This window comes from Eubacterium sp. MSJ-13, assembly GCF_018918235.1.
Classification (GTDB): domain Bacteria; phylum Bacillota; class Clostridia; order Lachnospirales; family Lachnospiraceae; genus Butyribacter.
This window is the reverse complement of the sequence record NZ_JAHLQE010000147.1, coordinates 1-17,458: the sequence shown is the minus strand read 5'-3', so window position 1 is coordinate 17,458 and position 17,458 is coordinate 1. Positions and strand designations below refer to the sequence as shown.

The 17,458-nt window shown below is 36.4% G+C and carries 20 protein-coding genes and 1 other annotated feature; of the genes, 18 read left to right on the top strand and 2 right to left on the bottom strand.

The features are described 5' to 3' along the window. Positions 1–199: 199 nt before the first annotated feature. Together KQI69_RS09225 and KQI69_RS09220 are read right to left on the bottom strand one after the other, a co-directional pair. Entirely contained in the window at positions 200–586 is a 387-nt protein-coding gene (locus KQI69_RS09225) for a DUF6120 family protein (RefSeq protein ID WP_216565091.1), read from the bottom strand. Positions 587–681: 95 nt separating this feature from the next. After that, positions 682–1,065, bottom strand: coding sequence for a DUF6120 family protein (locus KQI69_RS09220; protein WP_216565090.1), 384 nt, complete (start codon positions 1,063–1,065; stop codon positions 682–684). Between the two features lie 174 nt (positions 1,066–1,239). Here KQI69_RS09220 and KQI69_RS09215 point away from each other — a divergent pair, with 174 nt between their 5' ends. The 18 genes from KQI69_RS09215 (at position 1,240) to KQI69_RS09135 (ending at position 17,355) form a co-directional block, all read left to right on the top strand. Continuing rightward, positions 1,240–1,542, top strand: a complete 303-nt coding sequence (locus tag KQI69_RS09215) for a hypothetical protein (RefSeq protein ID WP_216565089.1) — start codon at positions 1,240–1,242, stop codon at positions 1,540–1,542. Positions 1,543–1,711: 169 nt separating this feature from the next. Then, positions 1,712–2,167: a hypothetical protein gene (locus tag KQI69_RS09210; RefSeq protein WP_216565088.1), complete on the top strand. Its 456-nt coding sequence runs from the start codon at positions 1,712–1,714 to the stop codon at positions 2,165–2,167. 167 nt (positions 2,168–2,334) lie between these two features. Then, positions 2,335–2,988 carry a hypothetical protein gene (locus KQI69_RS09205; protein ID WP_216565087.1) on the top strand — a complete coding sequence of 218 codons (654 nt, stop codon included), beginning with the start codon at positions 2,335–2,337 and terminating at the stop codon, positions 2,986–2,988. 211 nt (positions 2,989–3,199) lie between these two features. Continuing rightward, the gene (gene larE, locus KQI69_RS09200; protein WP_371818806.1) at positions 3,200–4,024 is read left to right on the top strand and encodes an ATP-dependent sacrificial sulfur transferase LarE; all 825 of its coding nucleotides are present in this window, start codon (positions 3,200–3,202) and stop codon (positions 4,022–4,024) included. 39 nt (positions 4,025–4,063) lie between these two features. Then, on the top strand, positions 4,064–4,855 hold the full coding sequence (gene larB / locus KQI69_RS09195; RefSeq protein WP_216565092.1) for a nickel pincer cofactor biosynthesis protein LarB: 792 nt from the start codon (positions 4,064–4,066) through the stop codon (positions 4,853–4,855). 62 nt (positions 4,856–4,917) lie between these two features. Further along, the gene (gene larC / locus KQI69_RS09190; protein WP_216565086.1) at positions 4,918–6,360 is read left to right on the top strand and encodes a nickel pincer cofactor biosynthesis protein LarC; all 1,443 of its coding nucleotides are present in this window, start codon (positions 4,918–4,920) and stop codon (positions 6,358–6,360) included. Between the two features lie 73 nt (positions 6,361–6,433). After that, positions 6,434–7,093, top strand: a complete 660-nt coding sequence (locus tag KQI69_RS09185; protein ID WP_216565085.1) for a PilZ domain-containing protein — start codon at positions 6,434–6,436, stop codon at positions 7,091–7,093. A gap of 108 nt (positions 7,094–7,201) precedes the next feature. Continuing rightward, on the top strand, positions 7,202–7,645 hold the full coding sequence (locus tag KQI69_RS09180; RefSeq protein WP_216565084.1) for a DUF1292 domain-containing protein: 444 nt from the start codon (positions 7,202–7,204) through the stop codon (positions 7,643–7,645). 141 nt (positions 7,646–7,786) lie between these two features. Beyond that, a complete protein-coding gene (locus KQI69_RS09175) occupies positions 7,787–8,251 on the top strand; it encodes a hypothetical protein (RefSeq protein WP_216565083.1) in 465 nt (154 codons plus the stop codon). Positions 8,252–8,300: 49 nt separating this feature from the next. Beyond that, positions 8,301–8,568 (top strand) — a binding site (T-box leader). A gap of 54 nt (positions 8,569–8,622) precedes the next feature. Continuing rightward, a complete protein-coding gene (locus KQI69_RS09170) occupies positions 8,623–11,262 on the top strand; it encodes a valine--tRNA ligase (RefSeq protein WP_216565082.1) in 2,640 nt (879 codons plus the stop codon). Between the two features lie 548 nt (positions 11,263–11,810). Beyond that, complete coding sequence (locus KQI69_RS09165; protein WP_216565081.1) at positions 11,811–13,214, top strand: DUF342 domain-containing protein; 1,404 nt, start codon at positions 11,811–11,813, stop codon at positions 13,212–13,214. 58 nt (positions 13,215–13,272) lie between these two features. Beyond that, entirely contained in the window at positions 13,273–13,452 is a 180-nt protein-coding gene (locus KQI69_RS09160; protein WP_216565080.1) for a hypothetical protein, read from the top strand. Continuing rightward, entirely contained in the window at positions 13,437–14,879 is a 1,443-nt protein-coding gene (locus KQI69_RS09155) for a tetratricopeptide repeat protein (RefSeq protein ID WP_216565079.1), read from the top strand. Before KQI69_RS09160 ends, KQI69_RS09155 begins: the two co-directional genes overlap by 16 nt. Positions 14,880–14,991: 112 nt before the next feature. Then, entirely contained in the window at positions 14,992–15,336 is a 345-nt protein-coding gene (locus KQI69_RS09150; RefSeq protein WP_216565078.1) for an anti-sigma factor antagonist, read from the top strand. After that, on the top strand, positions 15,320–15,730 hold the full coding sequence (gene spoIIAB / locus KQI69_RS09145; protein ID WP_216565077.1) for an anti-sigma F factor: 411 nt from the start codon (positions 15,320–15,322) through the stop codon (positions 15,728–15,730). The genes KQI69_RS09150 and spoIIAB overlap by 17 nt, the downstream gene beginning before the upstream one ends. 1 nt (position 15,731) lies before the next feature. Continuing rightward, entirely contained in the window at positions 15,732–16,466 is a 735-nt protein-coding gene (locus KQI69_RS09140) for a SigF/SigG family RNA polymerase sporulation sigma factor (protein ID WP_216565076.1), read from the top strand. 82 nt (positions 16,467–16,548) lie between these two features. Beyond that, positions 16,549–16,671 (top strand): hypothetical protein, encoded by a 123-nt coding sequence (locus tag KQI69_RS10580; protein WP_022225030.1) that lies wholly within the window; start codon positions 16,549–16,551, stop codon positions 16,669–16,671. Between the two features lie 51 nt (positions 16,672–16,722). Next, complete coding sequence (locus tag KQI69_RS09135; RefSeq protein WP_216565075.1) at positions 16,723–17,355, top strand: stage V sporulation protein AA; 633 nt, start codon at positions 16,723–16,725, stop codon at positions 17,353–17,355. Positions 17,356–17,458 lie beyond the last annotated feature (103 nt).

Here is a 17,458-nt window from a genome sequence, read left to right as displayed (position 1 = left end):
AGTACAACGAATAATTAATAATTGATACATTGAACAAGCCTGCACTTTCGATAGCACACATCAAAAAGCCTCGATGTAGCCCGCCACACCTGCGTTTTTTGACATGCACTCTCAAAAGCACATTCATGCTCAATGTATCAAAGATTTAATTTTCGTTGTACTAGTGTGAAAATTAAAATTTCTCATTTTGTATCTATGTTTATTTAATAGTTTCTTCAGAAATCCCTATTTTTTCATTTTCAAAAGTTTCATGTTCTTCCTGTATGTTTTTGAATAAAACAGCAGATATAAAGATAATTGCAATTATTAGAACAATTGCAATTCGTTTAATCCATTTGGCTAATCGTATTTTTTTCATATATGAAGCAAAGTTGGTATGAGTTATTATATAACTGTTTATAGTTTCCTGTGGAGAACCGAATATATCATATAAATCATTTAGCGTAGCAGTGGGATTGTCTCCACAGTATTCGTTTACTGAATCGCATATATTGTTTAAGTACTTTCGTTCCTTTTTGGTTATTATAGGAAAGAAAGACCTTATCTGTGAAATGTACTTTTTACATAATTTTTTTCGTGTTTTCATTATTCACCTCTTTTTGAAAATTTAAGTCTTGTTGTAAATAAACACTATGATGGCTAATTAATTATATTGTATGAATAATGCTTCGTGCGACAGCCTCATTCTATTTTTATTTCATTAAAAAACATAGTTTCATCTTCAAAAACTTTATAGTCTTTGTACATATGTAATAACAAAGCAGAAGTTAAAACTATTATTGTTGCCATTAAAAGAATAGAAATACGTTTAAACCATTTAGCTATATTTACTTTTTTGAAATATGAACTAATATCATCAGCGTTTGCTAACATATAACTGTTTATAGTTTCCTGTGGAGAACCGAATACATCGTATATTTCATTTAGAGTAGCTTTTGGATTATCTTCACAGTATTCATTTACTGAATTACTTATGTTGTTGATATATTTTCTTTCTTTTTTTGATACTATCGGAAAAAAAGATTTTATCTGTGAAATATATTGCTTACATAATTTATTTTTCAATTGTCATTCTCCTTTGCTTTTAATGTTCATAATAAGTATAATTGATTATATTATCGAAATATTTTTAAGTCAATGTTTTGATAATAAAAACATTGTTGACAAAAGCAATTGATAATAGTATTATGTGATTGAATGGTTATAAATCTCTAGAAAATCAAAGGAGGAATGTAGACAATGAGAAAAGCTATTTTAACAGTAATTGCCGTATTGACGGTATCAGTTGTGGGGATTGCAGCTTATTCATACAATAATGGAAAGTCAGCAAAGGCAACAGATGTAAGTACACAAGTTGAAACCGAGGACGAGGATAATGTTTCTGATATAGAATATATAGAAGGAACTGCGAAACCTGGAGATGATGGTAAAGATGTAAAAGCTGAGTTAAAGAAAATAAAAAATAAAAAAACTGAGATTATGGGTGATTATATTGTAGAGTCATATAGCGTTACTTCTACACCAGTTCCAACAACTAAATAAAACCTTAAAAAAACACCATTTAGATTTAAAAAGATACCTAAATGGTGTTTAAAAGTATATTCTTTAAATAAGAATACATCTAAACTGACGAAAACAGGAATAAAAGCCTTAAAGGAATACGATAGTATACTAAAAAAATAAAAATGTATAATGAATAGGGGCATTGGGCATGATAGATGAAGATAATATTTTATATAATACTTTTACATGCATGGGATTTTCAGAAGAACTTCAAAAGTCGATGAATGAACTTATAATTTATGTTGTCAATACATATATTGATTATGCTGTAAAAGGAAAAAATTTGGATATTAGCAGCTTAAAAGATGAAAATGTAGATGATATTGCCAAGATATATTTTTGTTATGCTCTTGAGTTGATGTTCAGCGGAGTTTTTCCAGAGACATATCAAATTTTAATGCAAAATTATTATGAAACTAAAATGGATTTGTTAGCTGGTACGGATAAGTTAGGAGATATCAGAATACAGTTGTTATTTGTATTATATGCTTCCAAATTATTGCACGCTGGTGACAGAGATATGTTTTTAGAGGTTGCTAATCAATTTGCTTCAAATAGGATTTTTGATGTGAATTATTACAGAAATATTTTGCTTAATGAATAAATTTCAAGTTGTCTATTTAAAATAGAAAGATGATTTTTATTGTAATTATACTAGCAGCTAAATACACCTATACATATTAAGAAAAAAGACAAGTAATTTATAATGGTATTCTATGGCTGAATAATTGAGTGGCAGTTTGATTACATAGAATATAGGGGGAGTAAATCATGAGTAGAGTAAGAACAGCAATTATCGCTGTTATGATATCAGCATCATTATTATGCAGATGTACTCAACAGTCAAAAGAGACAGGAGCATTAAATAACAAAACATCAAAAACAGAAGCCTTAAAAGAAACAGTGGTATCAAATAAAAAGGCATCGAAAAAGGAATCTTCAAAAAAGACACAATCCTCAGCAAAGAAGGATTCTTATAAAATATTTACACAAGATTACAACAATATTTATAAAAATTTTAAAATGAAGAACTTTAAAGAGATTGGCGAGGGAGAATTACAACACTCTTGTACAGCATTTGTAAAACTGAAAAATTTCAGTGAAAAGAGAGATTTTATTGGTAATGATATTCAGAAATCAGTAAAAAGAAATCTTTATTATTATAACAGCGATGAAAAAATACTTATCTACATAACTCATATATATATGAAAGAGTCCATGAATAAACATTTGCTGACCGCTGATTATCCATATGAAACAATAGATAGTAAGCAGAAGTTAAAAATGCCGGTGTATTCTGAGACATATATGTGTTACAGGCACACACTTGTAAATTTAAAAGTATATTCGCTCGATAATAATACATCTAAACTGACGAAAACAGGAATAAAGGTTTTAAAGGAATATGATAGTATACTGAAATAAAACTTTAAAAAACACCATTTAGATTTCAAATGACACCTAAATGGTGTTTTTTGACTATATAGGTGTTTTTTTGCTATACTGATTATACTTTAGTGTCTAAGTTTTGCAGAATTACAGTTATGCATAGATATTGTTATGAACAAGCACTAGTGTACTGTAGCTGCTGGTTGACACACAAGGTGTTTACAGTATAAAAAAGCAGGTGATTATTGTGAGTAAAGAAGAAAAATTAGAAAATTTAAAGAAATATCTTAAGGAACTTGGCAGTGTGGCTGTTGCTTTTTCAAGTGGTGTGGATTCTACATTTCTTATGAAAGTTGCACATGATGTTTTAGGAGAAAAAGCGGTTGCTGTTACGGCTGTTTCATGTTCTTTTCCAAAGAGAGAACTTAATGAGGCTAAGGCTTTCTGTGAACGGGAAAATATCCGCCAGTTTATATGTGAGTCTGAGGAACTTGATATAGATGGATTCTCAAAAAATCCAAAGAACCGCTGTTACTTGTGTAAAAAGGAATTGTTTGGAAAGGTTCTTGATATTATTCATAAAAATGGTATCGAGTATGTGGCAGAAGGTTCAAATATGGATGACAATGGAGATTACCGTCCTGGACTCCAGGCCGTTGCGGAACTTGGAATAAAGAGTCCGCTTCGCCATGTCGGTCTTTATAAGTCAGAAATTCGTGAACTTTCAAAAGAGATGGGACTTTCGACGTGGTCAAAGCCTTCTTTTGCCTGTCTTTCATCAAGATTTGTTTACGGTGAAACGATAAACAGGGAAAAGTTAAAAATGGTTGAGCTGGCTGAGGAATTTCTTATGAAGTATGGTCTTTCTCAGGTGAGAGTCAGGATTCATGGAGAAAAGGAGAGTGGAATTATAGCGAGAATAGAGCTTTCTCCTGATGAGATTGAAAAAATGATGAAAGATGAAGTGAGAAAAGAGATATATGACAGATTTAAGGAAATTGGTTTTGATTATGTAGCTATGGATATGAAAGGCTACAGAATGGGAAGCATGAATGAAGTTTTAGTGCAGTGATTATTATATTATTTTGTGAAAAATTAGATTTTGAGGAGTATTGTTGTGAATGAAATTAGAAATTTGTTGAAACAGCTCGAAGATGGCACCACCACTGTTGATGAAGTTTTGGTGAAGTTGAAGATGGAGCCTTTTGAAGATCTCGATTTTGCAAAGCCGGATTTTCATAGACAGATAAGACAGGGAACTCCTGAGGTTATATATGGTGCGGGCAAGACAAAGGAACAGATAGCAGCTATTACAAAGTCATTGATCGATAAGGGGCAGAAAAATGTGCTTATTACAAGGATGAGTGAGGATGCAGCAGAGTATTTGAAGAATGAACTGTCTGGAAGGTATAGATGTGATGATGACGGATGTTTTTCTGACAATAGTTTATTTTATGATAAATTAAGCAGGATATGTGTGGTTGGCGGCTTTCAAAAACCAGATGGAAAAGGCAGGATCGTGGTTGTGACGGCTGGTACGAGTGACCTGCCTGTTGCAAAAGAAGCTGTTTATACAGCAAAATATCTTGGAAATGATGTGATAGAACTGTTTGATGTCGGTGTTGCGGGAATTCACAGACTTCTTGAAAATATAGAAACAATATTTGAAGCGAGAGTCATAATAGCAATAGCCGGAATGGAGGGGGCTATCGCAAGTGTTGTGGGAGGTCTTGCGGACTGTCCTGTTATCGCAGTCCCTACAAGTGTCGGATATGGTGCATCTTTTGGTGGTCTGTCGGCACTTCTTTCAATGTTAAATTCATGTGCGAGTGGTGTTAGTGTCGTGAATATTGACAATGGTTTTGGTGCTGCTTATCAGGCAAGCATGATAAATCATCTGTAAAGATAAAATGGTTTTGCAAGTCTGTCACAGTAGATTTTGATGGCAGCAGAATGGAGATTTTTATGAAAGTTTTATATTTAGATCTGGGAATGGGAGCAGCAGGTGATATGCTTACTGCTGCACTGCTTGAACTTTGTCCTGATAAGGATAAGGTTCTTGGAAAACTTAATTCGCTTAATATACCGGGCGTACATTTTAAGCGTGAGCTTATGAAAAAATCAGGAATCTGCGGAACTCATATGCATGTGCTTGTCAACGGTGTTGAGGAGGAATGTGGTTGCGGGCATGAAACGCATGACCATGGTCATATTCATATTCATGAAGCACAACATGACGAACATCATATACATAATGGAAATACAGATGTTGTAGCTGACAGCGAGCCTGATAAGCATAGTCACCATACAGATAATGATGGTGTTCATCATACACACACGCATCATCATACATCAATGTCTGATATAAGGGATATAGTGTCAGCACTTAATACATCTGACAAGATTAAGAAACAGATTTTAGATGTTTATGATATAATCGCTGATGCCGAGAGCAAAGTGCATGGTGAGAATGTGAGCCAGATTCATTTTCACGAGGTCGGAAATATGGATGCTGTTGCCGATGTTGCCGCAGTCTGTACTCTTATAGATGAAATTGGGGCTGAAAAGATTGTGGCATCTCCTGTTCATACCGGAAGCGGTTATGTTATGTGTGCTCATGGAAAACTTCCCGTTCCGGCACCTGCAACAGCACTTATTCTCAGGGGAATACCATCTTATAGTGATGGAATAAAAGGTGAGCTTTGTACTCCGACAGGTGCGGCTCTTATAAAATATTTTGCTGACAGTTTTTCGGATATGCCAACAATGTCCGTATCTGAGATTGGATATGGATTTGGAAAAAAAGAGTTTGAAAGACTTAACTGTGTGAGGTCATTTTTAGGGGAGGTTTATGAAAAAAGCAATAATAGATTTTTTTGTGGTGACAAAAAAGAAAATGACACAAATGGATGTTATCATGCAGGTGGAAGTTCAGAAAAGCATGTTAAAAATGGTATCGAGGGCGAAGCGAAAGATAAGATTGTCGAGCTTGCCTGCAATATAGACGATATGACTGCCGAAGAGATAGGTTTTGCTATGGAAAAGATTTTACAGGCAGGTGCACTTGATGTTTATACGATTTCTGCATATATGAAAAAAAACAGACCGGGAACTATCATCTGCTGTATATGTCATGAGGAGGAGAAAGACAGATTTGTAAAACTTATCTTTAAATATACGACAACGATAGGTGTAAGGCAGTATGAGTGTGACAGGTATATCCTTTCAAGAAAAACAGAGAATATAAAGACTGTTTATGGTGATGTAAGGGTAAAAAAATCATCAGGTTATGGCGTACAAAGAGAAAAAATGGAATATGATGATCTGGCTGATATAGCAGACCGTACCGAAGGTGCGGACAGCAGCCGTAAATCGTTGCTTGAGATAAAAAATGAGATAAATCATTGACAAATGATAATGCTCGTTTACAATTAAACCTAGAATGAAAATCAGGGAGGGTGAAAAAGAGAGGATACATAAGATGGGAAGAAAATTAAGCGAGCTGACAAGCGGATTAAAAGTTCATCTGACTGTCTCTTCCGGTACTGAAGAACTTGAATTTGAGACAGATATAGTTCAGTCTGGCGAGGGACATGTGATAGTAGAGCCTATCAGACATGATAACAAGCTGTTGAACTTTTCAAATAGAGCTATCACTAAAGATATAGTTGTTGATTCTCAGCCATTGCCCGAAAAGTACATGGATGTTGATGTAGAGATAACGACACTTGAAAATAAGAAATATCATATAATACTCAGTGAAAAAGAGGGAACTCCGATAAACAGACGAAATGAATTCAGGGTTTATGTCGGAAATTATGTTAAGGCAGAACTTGCAAGTGTAAATCAGTCCGTTGAGGCGATACTTAAAGATGTGAGCATCGGAGGCTTTTCGCTTGTTATCAGGAGACAGGAAGTGGACGGTGTAGTTGGCTGGACAGGGCAGGTCATAAAGGCAGTTTATTATCACGGCGGCAGTAAAAATAAGACACCGATGGTATTTATAGGTAAAGTAGTGAGAGAAGAAGATGTAGATGAGGGCAGGGTTTTAGTCGGCTGCAAAAATTTAAGGCAGCCGTTTGGAATAGAAAAATTTGTTGCAGATATGCAGAGAGAGGAATTACAGCGGAAAAACGGTTGATAATGAATAATGAAATTTTTCTTAATTCGTTGTAATTAGTTATTGATATATGGTATAATTCCAAGAAAGAGATTAAACTTTTAAAATTAAAAAAAAGCGAGGTTTATTATGAACGATAGAAACACAGATTTATTTTTTAACGAGGACAATGAAGAAGTAGCATTAATCACACTTAATGATGAGGAAGGCAACGAAGTTGATGCTGCACTTATGGCAGTATTCCAGATTGAGGAAGTATACAGTGATGAAGAATTTGCTGTACTTATGCCATTGGAGCAGGATGAGGAATCTCTTGCAAACGGTGAGGGAGAAGTGCTTATTTTCAGATATTTTGAAGATGAAGCAGGAGACCCTAACTTTGAAGCTATTGAGGATGATGAGATGGCTCAGACAGCCATTGATGTTTTTCAGGCAATGGTAGACAATGGAGATATAAACATTCAGTTCAATACAGAAGAAGTAGAAGATGATGAGGAGGAAGAAGAAACTACTGCTAGTGGTTCAATCGACCTCGGAGATGTTGTTGTTCATCTTGACGATTACGATAAGTAATCTGATATTCGGATTTAATATTATCAGGCAAGCAGCAGAGCAGATTGCGGATATCCGCCTGACAACAAAGAAGTATAAAATTACCATAGGGGGCATCGTTAAGGTGTCCCTTTTAAATTTAAGATATGGGAGGAAATTTAGATGAATTTCAGGACAGTTGACGAATTTGAAAATTTTGATTTTGATGAAGCACATATAAGTGGTATAGAGAACAGAAACGGTCATGTATTCCTTATGCTTGACAATGTTATGATAAAAGCTAACAATTCCTGCAACAGGGATATACGCGAGATGCGTACAAACGACCTTGTATTGAAACTACAGGATGGAAAGATTACTTCATTTATAAAAGAAGGCGTAAAAGTTTACAATGCTGATGGCGTGTTTCAAAGAGAGATACCTGACGAGATAATTCCTATAGAAAAGTATCAGGAAACATTTGATATGCTTATAGACAAATATATGCTTGAAGTTATAGTTAAGAGAGATGAATCTTCAGGAGAAAATACTTATGAGTTTGAGATTGAATATGAGGAATTTTCATATCTGCTTGTGGTGAAAGCGGCACATGATACGGAGGAATGGGACAGGTTTATGAATAAGTAGAGATTTTTTACTTGACATATCTGTAAGCAATCTAGTATCATGTTGAAAGGTAAAGACTTAGAAAAAGAGGAGTACACATCGTAGTCCGTCAGAGAGAATGGTTCATTGGCTGAAAGACCGTTTAGGAGCGAAAATGTGGAAGGTAGCTTTGGAGTCGTGGATATGAAATAGTCAGTAGTATTCAACGGGTCATTCCGTTAAAGATGTAGAGATGATATTTAAACAAAGATAAACTGCATTTATTATAAATTAAGCAGTAGTGATGGTTTAAACATTAAAAAAGGTGGTACCGCGTGTATTGTTTATTCGCCCTTTATCTGTATTTGTATGGATAAAGGGTTTTTTATTTTGTTCAGAAAGGAAAAATTATCATGGCAAAAGAATTAGAGAAAAATTACAACCCTGCCGACATTGAGAAAAGAACTTATGATAAGTGGCTTGAGAAAAAATATTTTCATGCAGAAGTAAACAGAGACAAGAAACCGTTTACTATCGTTATGCCACCTCCAAATATCACGGGACAGCTCCATATGGGACACGCCCTTGACAATACTTTGCAGGACATCCTCATCCGCTTTAAGCGTATGCAGGGATATGAGGCTTTATGGGTTCCAGGAACGGATCATGCGTCTATCGCAACTGAGGCAAAAGTCGTTGAAAAACTTGCTAAAGATGGAATTAAGAAAGAAGACATTGGACGAGAGAAGTTCCTTGAGCATGTATGGGACTGGAAGAAACAGTACGGCGGCCGTATTGTTGAGCAGCTTAAAAAGATTGGTTCTTCATGCGACTGGGACAGAGAGCGTTTTACGATGGACGAGGGATGTTCTAAGGCTGTAAAGGAAGTTTTCGTAAAACTTTACAATAAAGGACTTATCTATCGTGGTGAGAGAATAATCAACTGGTGTCCTCATTGTCTTACATCTATCTCAGATGCTGAGGTTGAGTATGAGGATCAGGCAGGTCATTTCTGGCATCTCCGTTACAAGACAACAGACGGAACAGGCTATATCGACCTTGCTACAACAAGACCTGAGACACTTCTTGGTGATACGGCAGTAGCTGTAAATCCAAAAGATGACAGATATAAGGATATGGTAGGAAAGATGCTCGACCTTCCTATCGTACACCGTCAGATTCCTATAATCGCAGATGATTATGTAGATATGGAATTTGGTACAGGTGTTGTTAAGATTACACCGGCACATGACCCTAATGATTTCGAGGTAGGACTTCGCCACAATCTTGAGGTTATAAATGTACTCACTGATGATGCAAAGATAGTTGCAGATTATCCTAAGTATGCAGGAATGGATAGATATGAGGCAAGAAAAGCAATCGTGGCAGACCTTGAAGCAGAAGGAGCACTTCTTAAAGTAGAAGACCATGAGCATAATGTAGGTACCTGCTACCGCTGTCATACAACTGTTGAGCCTAGAGTTTCAAAGCAGTGGTTCGTTGCTATGGAAAAACTTGCAAAACCGGCTATTGAGGCAGTTAAAAAAGGTGATACAAAGTTTGTTCCACCTCATTTTGATAAGACATACTATCATTGGTTAGAAGGAATAAGAGATTGGTGTATCTCTCGTCAGCTTTGGTGGGGACATAGAATACCAGCATTTTATTGTGATGACTGTGGGGAACTTATGGTTACTAAGGAAGATGGCTGCACTTGTCCAAAGTGTGGCAAACCTATGCGTCAGGACCCTGATACACTTGATACATGGTTCTCATCAGCACTCTGGCCATTTTCAACACTTGGATGGCCTGATAAGACAGAGGAGATGGATTATTTCTATCCTACAAGCACACTTGTAACAGGATATGATATCATATTCTTCTGGGTAATCCGTATGATGTTCTCAGGACTTGAGCATACAGGAAAAGTTCCGTTTGACACTGTTCTTATTCACGGACTTGTAAGAGATAGTCAGGGAAGAAAGATGAGTAAATCACTCGGAAATGGAATTGACCCACTTGAAGTTATAGATAAGTACGGTGCAGATGCACTCCGTTTTACACTTGTAACAAACAACGCTCCGGGAAATGATATGCGTTTCTACTGGGAGAGAGTTGAAGCAAGCCGTAACTTTGCAAACAAGGTATGGAACGCTTCAAGATTTATCATGATGCATCTCGGTGACAACGAGATTACAACACCGGCATATGACACTCTCAAAGTTGAGGACAAGTGGATATTGTCAGCAGTAAACACACTTGCAAAAGAAGTTACTGAAAACATGGAAAAATATGAACTTGGTGTAGCTGTTCAGAAGATAAATGACTTCGTATGGACAGAGTTCTGTGACTGGTATATCGAGTTTGTTAAACCTAGACTTTTTGCAAAGGATGAGGATAAAGAATCAGCAAACGCTGCATTCTGGACACTTAAGACAGTACTCATCAATTCACTTAAATTACTTCATCCGTTCATGCCGTTTATCACAGAGGAAATCTTCTGCACACTCCAGTCGGAAGAAGAATCTATCATGATATCAAACTGGCCTGAGTTTAAGGAAGAATGGGACAACAAAGATGCCGAAAACAAGGCAGAGCTTATGAAAGCACTCACAAGAGGAATAAGAAACAGAAGAAGTGAGATGAACGTAGCACCATCAAGAAAAGCTAAGGTATATATCGTAGCAGATGATGATGAGACAAAAGAGACACTCACATCACTTATACTTTCATATCAGCATCTTATCTCAGCGTCAGAAGTACAGGTACAGGCTGACAAGGCAGGCATCGAGGACAATGCGGTATCAGTAGTTATAGATAAGGCAACTATCTATATGCCGCTTGCAGACCTTGTAGACCTCGCAAAAGAAAAAGAGCGTCTTGAAAAAGAAAAGAAACGCCTTGAGGGAGAGCTTAAGAGAGTAAACGGAATGTTAAGCAATGAGAAATTCATGAGCAAAGCACCGGAAGCAAAGATAAATGAAGAAAAAGCAAAACTTGAAAAATATCAGGCAATGATGAGCAAAGTAGAAGAAGAACTTGCTGCTCTGTAAATAATAAGTATTATTGTTATGAGCAAATAACAGGGCGGATTGCGAATATCCGCTTGCCTATAAAGCTGTGAAACATAATCATATGTGTATTCACAGCTTTTTTAATTAAAATAAAAATATATTTAAACTCGGACAACCACCAGTATTGATAGCCAAATCGGGAAATTTATTCCCATACTTGCATTTACAGGTCAACTAATATATAATTTTCTTATAGTAGCGGTATTATACATATTATCGTTATAAATTCATGGCGAAACCCCATAGGCTTGACTAGGGGATGAAAGCCACATATTTTTTGCTTGATTTTTATATATGGGAGATTGACTATGCTTCCTTATCACAATCGGAAAGATTGATGTGATAGAAATTTACCGCTAATGTAGTCGTTAGGACTGCATGGTAATGAAAGTGCTTACTCAAATAGACTTATACTTGTATATCCAAAGCCTGTGAATGGTGTACGAATACAAGCTAAACTTTGATAGTAAGGACCCCAATGGTTTGACAGTGGGAGTAGTCAGTAGCAAGGAAGGGAGGAGGGTATCATGGAAGATAAAGCAAATGCAGAGGTTCTTGGTGGAGGAGAGATTACATTTTCAGATGACGAATCTGAAGCATATCTTTGTATAATTACAACGGATAAGGCAAAATCTGATTACACGGTTGACGGTCTTAAGAAAAGGTTGAGTCAGGCGGGCGTCGTAAATGGAATCGATGAAGCTGAATTGAAAAAAGTCATAGATCAGAAAATCTACAATATACCTGTTAAGGTCGCAGAGGGAAAAAAAGCTGTTGATGGCGTTGACGGCTGGTATGAATTTTTGTTTCAGACAGAGATTGATACAAAGCCGAAGATACTTGCAGATGGTTCTGTAGATTATTCAAAGTATGGAGAAGTTCCTACAGTTGAACAGGGGCAGACAGTAGTTGTATATCACCCGGCCATACCCTGTGAGGATGGTGTCTCAGTAAAAGGTGAGACTATTATTGCAAAAAAGGGAAAAGAACTTGCAAAGCTGGGCGGCAGGGGATTTATATATGACAGTGAAAAAAAAGAGTATCGTGCAAAATATGATGGAAAGATAACATATCGTGATAACAAACTTCAGATAGAACCTGAACTTATTATAGAAGGTGATGTGTCATTTTCGACGGGTGATGTTACATTTCAAAATGATATTCATATACATGGAAATGTACTTACGGGAGTAAAGGTTATATCTGAAAGAGGTAATATTATCGTAGATGGATATGTAGAGTCGGCAACATTAAAAGCGAAAAAGGACATAGTTCTTAAAAATGGAATGCAGGGAAATGGCAAGGGATATCTTGAAGCCGGTGGAGATGTAACTGGTAAATTTTTCGAGCAGGTTCAGATAAAATGTGCCAAAGATATAAATGCAAATGCCATTATGAACTCAGAAATCGAGTGTGGGCAGGATGTACTTGTATCAGGAAAGTACGGTATTATTATTGGTGGAACGGTATCTGCGACAAGGTATATACACGCAACGATCATTGGAAACATGTCGGAGGTAAAGACAACGCTTCGTGCCGGAGTAGATGGGGATCTGTTTGCAATGCTTACAAAATGTGAGCAGGATATGTCTGAGATAGAGAAGGAACTTGCCAAGGTTACAAATGTGCTTGGACAGGTTCAGATACTCATTGAAAAAACTGGACGTACAGATCTTCTCGAAAAGAAGATGGCACTTATGCGCACTAAGATTGAGAAAGATACAAAACTTAGTGAGCTTACGAAGAAGAAACAGAATATTGTTGAGAAAATGGGGAAAGCCAATCTTGCAAAAGTCACTATTGAAAAGGTTATATATCCGGGAAATGTGATTACGATAAATGGTGTAAAAGCAGTTGTAACCGAAGAAGAGAGACATGTGGAATATGCAAGGCGAGGGGCAGGAATTATAGTATATAAGATAGGGGAATAATTAATTTGTCGCAATTTGCGGCGGATAACAGTTGATGAAAATCGGGAGGTAGTGTAGTATGGATTTTGAAGCTGAGTTGGCAAAATTTCAGCCAAGTTTGGAGATTGATCAGGCAGAAGATGCTATTTATGGAAACAATACGACTGATGTTACAGATTTGCTTCAGAGTATTTTAGAGGACAGTCAGGGCGGTAAAAATACTAAAAAAAATAAATCAGCAGGATGGGTGGAAGAGTAATGAATTGTCCAAGATGTAATGCCAATGTAGCTTTTAAGAAAAAAAGGTGTGACAACTGTGGTCAGGATCTTAAAAATTACCGCAGAGTTGTCAGTCTGTCAAATATTTATTATAACAAGGGACTGTCACAGGCAAAGGTCAGAGATCTGTCAGGAGCCGTTTCATCTCTAAAGCTTAGTTTACAATTTAACAAGTTAAATACAAATGCAAGGAACCTGTTAGGGCTTATTTATCTGGAAGAAGGAGAAATCGTATCTGCATTAAGTGAGTGGGTTATAAGTAAGCATTACCAGGCGGAGAACAATGACGCAGAGGATTATATCAAACTGATACAGTCAAATCCAAATAAACTTGAAACATACAATCAGACGATCAGAAAGTATAACTCTGCACTGAATTCTGCAAAGCATGGCGATGAGGATATGGCGATAATACAACTTAAAAAGGTTGTAAACCTTAATCCAAAATTTATAAGGGCACATCAGCTTTTAGCTTTGCTGTATATGATGACAGGAAAAAAAGACAACAGGGTTAAGGCGTTAAAACTTCTTAGGAACATAAGCAAGATTGATGTTACAAATACAACAACATTGCGTTATATGAAAGAGTTATCAGATGTTCATCTAAGAGGCGAAAGTCCGAAACCACAGCCCAAGCCTGCCAAAAAGGAGCCTGAGAGAAGGACTCTGCCGCAGGTAGATCCTGATGCATACAAGACGATCACACCGTATAAAGAGGAAAGACCGTCGATTATGCCATTTATAAATATTATTGTAGGTATTGTCATAGGACTTGCTCTTATGTATTTTTTGATAATCCCTCATATGAAATCGAACGAGGTACAAAATGCAAATGACAATTTTAAACAATATAGTGAGCAGCAGGCAGCAGATGACAGTGATTCATCTTCACTGAAAAGCAAAAATGAGTCACTTCAGAAAGAAATCGACGGCTTAAAGAGTCAGCTTAAGGAAATTCAGGGAGATCTGAATACTGATGACGGAAAGACAATCCTCGATGTGTATAATTCACTCTTTAGTTCAGCAAGCTCATATCTTGCAAACGATACGGAGAATGCTGCGAAGAAGCTGTTAGATATTGACGAGAATACGCTTAAAGATGAATATGCAAAGAAAGTATACAACAAAATAAAAGAAAATACATTTGCAGTTATGTCAGAAAATTTATATCAGCAGGGATATTCTTATTACGATAGCGGTGATTATGGAAATGCGATAAAGACATTAAAGGAAGCTGTTAAGTATAATGAGACAAATGTCAAGGCAATATATTTCCTTGGAAGAGGTTATCAGAAACAGCAGAAATATGATAAGGCAAAGAAATATTATGATACTATCGTAAATGATTATCCTGATTCAGATAAAGTGGCACTTGCAAAATCAAAATTAGCAGAGATGGGATATTAGTGTGAAGATTTAGTTTTCATACTGTGATAAAGACAGAAGTCTGTCGTTTATGTAATCTTTATGGTTACATTGCGGCAGGCTTTTTTCGTTATAAAGAAAGGAGAGATTGATTATGGATATGATGCATTATGAAATCAAAGGTAATTGTCTGGTGGTCTATATCAAAGACGATCTTGACCATCATGCAGTTACTTATCTCAGGGAAACATCCGACAGGCTTATTGAGGCTGGAAACGTAAAAAACATTATTTTTGATTTTAAGGATGTAAGTTTTATGGACAGTTCAGGGATAGGTCTTATTATGGGGCGTTACAAAAAAGTAATGTTTATCGGTGGAAAGGCAGCCGTGACGAATGTCGGCAAGGCGGTAGACAGGATATTTAAAGTCTCAGGTTTATATAAGATTATAGAAAAATATGATACGATACAGGAGGCGTTTTATGAGAATAGAATTTGAGAGTTGTTCACAGAACGAGGCATTTGCAAGGACTGTTGTAGCAGCATATATAACAAGACTTAACCCCACGCTTGAAGAGTTGTCCGATGTAAAGACGGCTGTTTCAGAGGCTGTTACAAATGCAGTTATACATGGATATGAATCGGGACCTGGGAGAATTTTTATGACATGTGAGATACATAATAATGAGGTGGAGATTGAAATCGAAGATTTTGGTGTCGGTATCGCTGATATTGACAAGGCGATGGAACCCTTATATACGACAAGACCTGAATGGGAGCGTTCAGGAATGGGATTTGCTTTTATGGAAGCATTTATGGATGAGATGAGAGTCGAGTCTGAGGTTTCAAAAGGAACAAAGGTGTTTATGAAAAAGAAAGTCGGGGCAAAATAGCATGCAGGATGAAATAAGATGTTTGCTAAAGAAAGCCAGGGCGGGTGACAGAGAGGCAAGAAGTGAGATTGTTGAAAAAAACATGGGGCTTGTCTGGAATGTTGTCAGACGATTTACCGGCAGAGGATACGAGGCAGATGATATATTTCAGATTGGATGTATAGGACTTATAAAGGCAATTGATAATTTTGACATGAGTTTTAATGTCTGTTTTTCTACATATGCTGTTCCTATGATAATGGGAGAAATCAAGAGGTTTTTAAGGGATGATGGTATGATAAAAGTAAGCAGGACGCTTAAGGAGAATGGCTGGAAGATAAAACAGGCATCTGAAAAGTTAAGTCACAAATATGGAAGAAATGCAACGATAAGTGAGATTGCAGCGGTCACGGAACTTTCTGAGGAAGATATAGTTCTTGCACTTGATGCGAATGTTGAGGTTGATTCAATCTACAAAAATGTATATAGGGATGATGGAAGAGAAGTTATGCTTGTAGACCAGATATTAGCAAAGGAAACGGTGTGTGACAGGGAGAAGGAGAAGGTATTAAACCATATACTCGTTGATAATCTTATAAAAAAATTAAAGGGAAAGGAGAGAAAACTTATCGAATACAGGTATTTTAAGGAAATGACACAGACACAGATAGCTGATAAACTTGGAATAAGCCAGGTTCAGGTGAGCAGACTTGAAAAAAAGATTTTAAAACGCATGTATCTTGAATTAAATTCATAGCATGAAAACCAATTTAATGAATAAACAAAAAATAATAAGCCATACTACTGTTATCAAGAGAACAAAATGGAGGTTTTTTTAGATGATGAGAAACAGAGGATGGCTTATTGCCGTTATTATAGGAATCGCACTTATGACAACTGTTTGCTACTGTACGATACAGAGGAATACACGTACTGAATATACAAATGGAAGGATAATTTAGTTTGGCACAGATTTATTGTAGGCAGTAAACTATGCAAGAATGGAGATTAAGATGAGTCAGGTTGAAAATAAAACAATTTATATAAAAGCCTCGCAAAGTAAAAAAGTTGCCAATAAAAGAATAGTGCTTTCTGATGTACTTGACATTATCTCGCTTGACAGTGATGCCGTAAAGCGGGCGGGAGATATAGTTCTCCATACTGTAAAGGGAGATAAGAACGAAAAGGTGATTTTTTCGATAACAAAAGTGATAAATCTGATACAGAAAGAATGTCCTGCATTCAGTATTGTGAACATAGGCGAACCGGACTTTGTGGTAGAGTACAAAATGCCTGTTAAACCAAATCCGGCATGGGAATATACAAAACTTGCCATAACCTGCATAATAGTATTTTTCGGAGCAGCATTTACTATTATGACATTCAATACTGATGTAAGTGTCGGTGATGTTTTTGACGATTTTTATAAGCTGGTAAAAGGTGTTGACAAGAGTTCGGGCAGTATACTTGAGATATCCTACAGTATAGGTATACCAATAGGAATCCTGTGTTTTTACAACCATTTTAAGAGCGATAAAGTTCACGATGATCCGACACCTGTTCATATAGAAATGCGAAAATATGAGGAAGATATGAATAAGGCGATAATAAAGGATGCAGACAGAGAGGAAACGATAAGAAAGTAAGGTTTTTATCTTTGTATCGGAGATACAGGCAGGGGTATATTGCAGTGCTAGTGTATTGTATCATTGATATTTCGCTAAATAACTTGTGTAAATTTCCATCTGC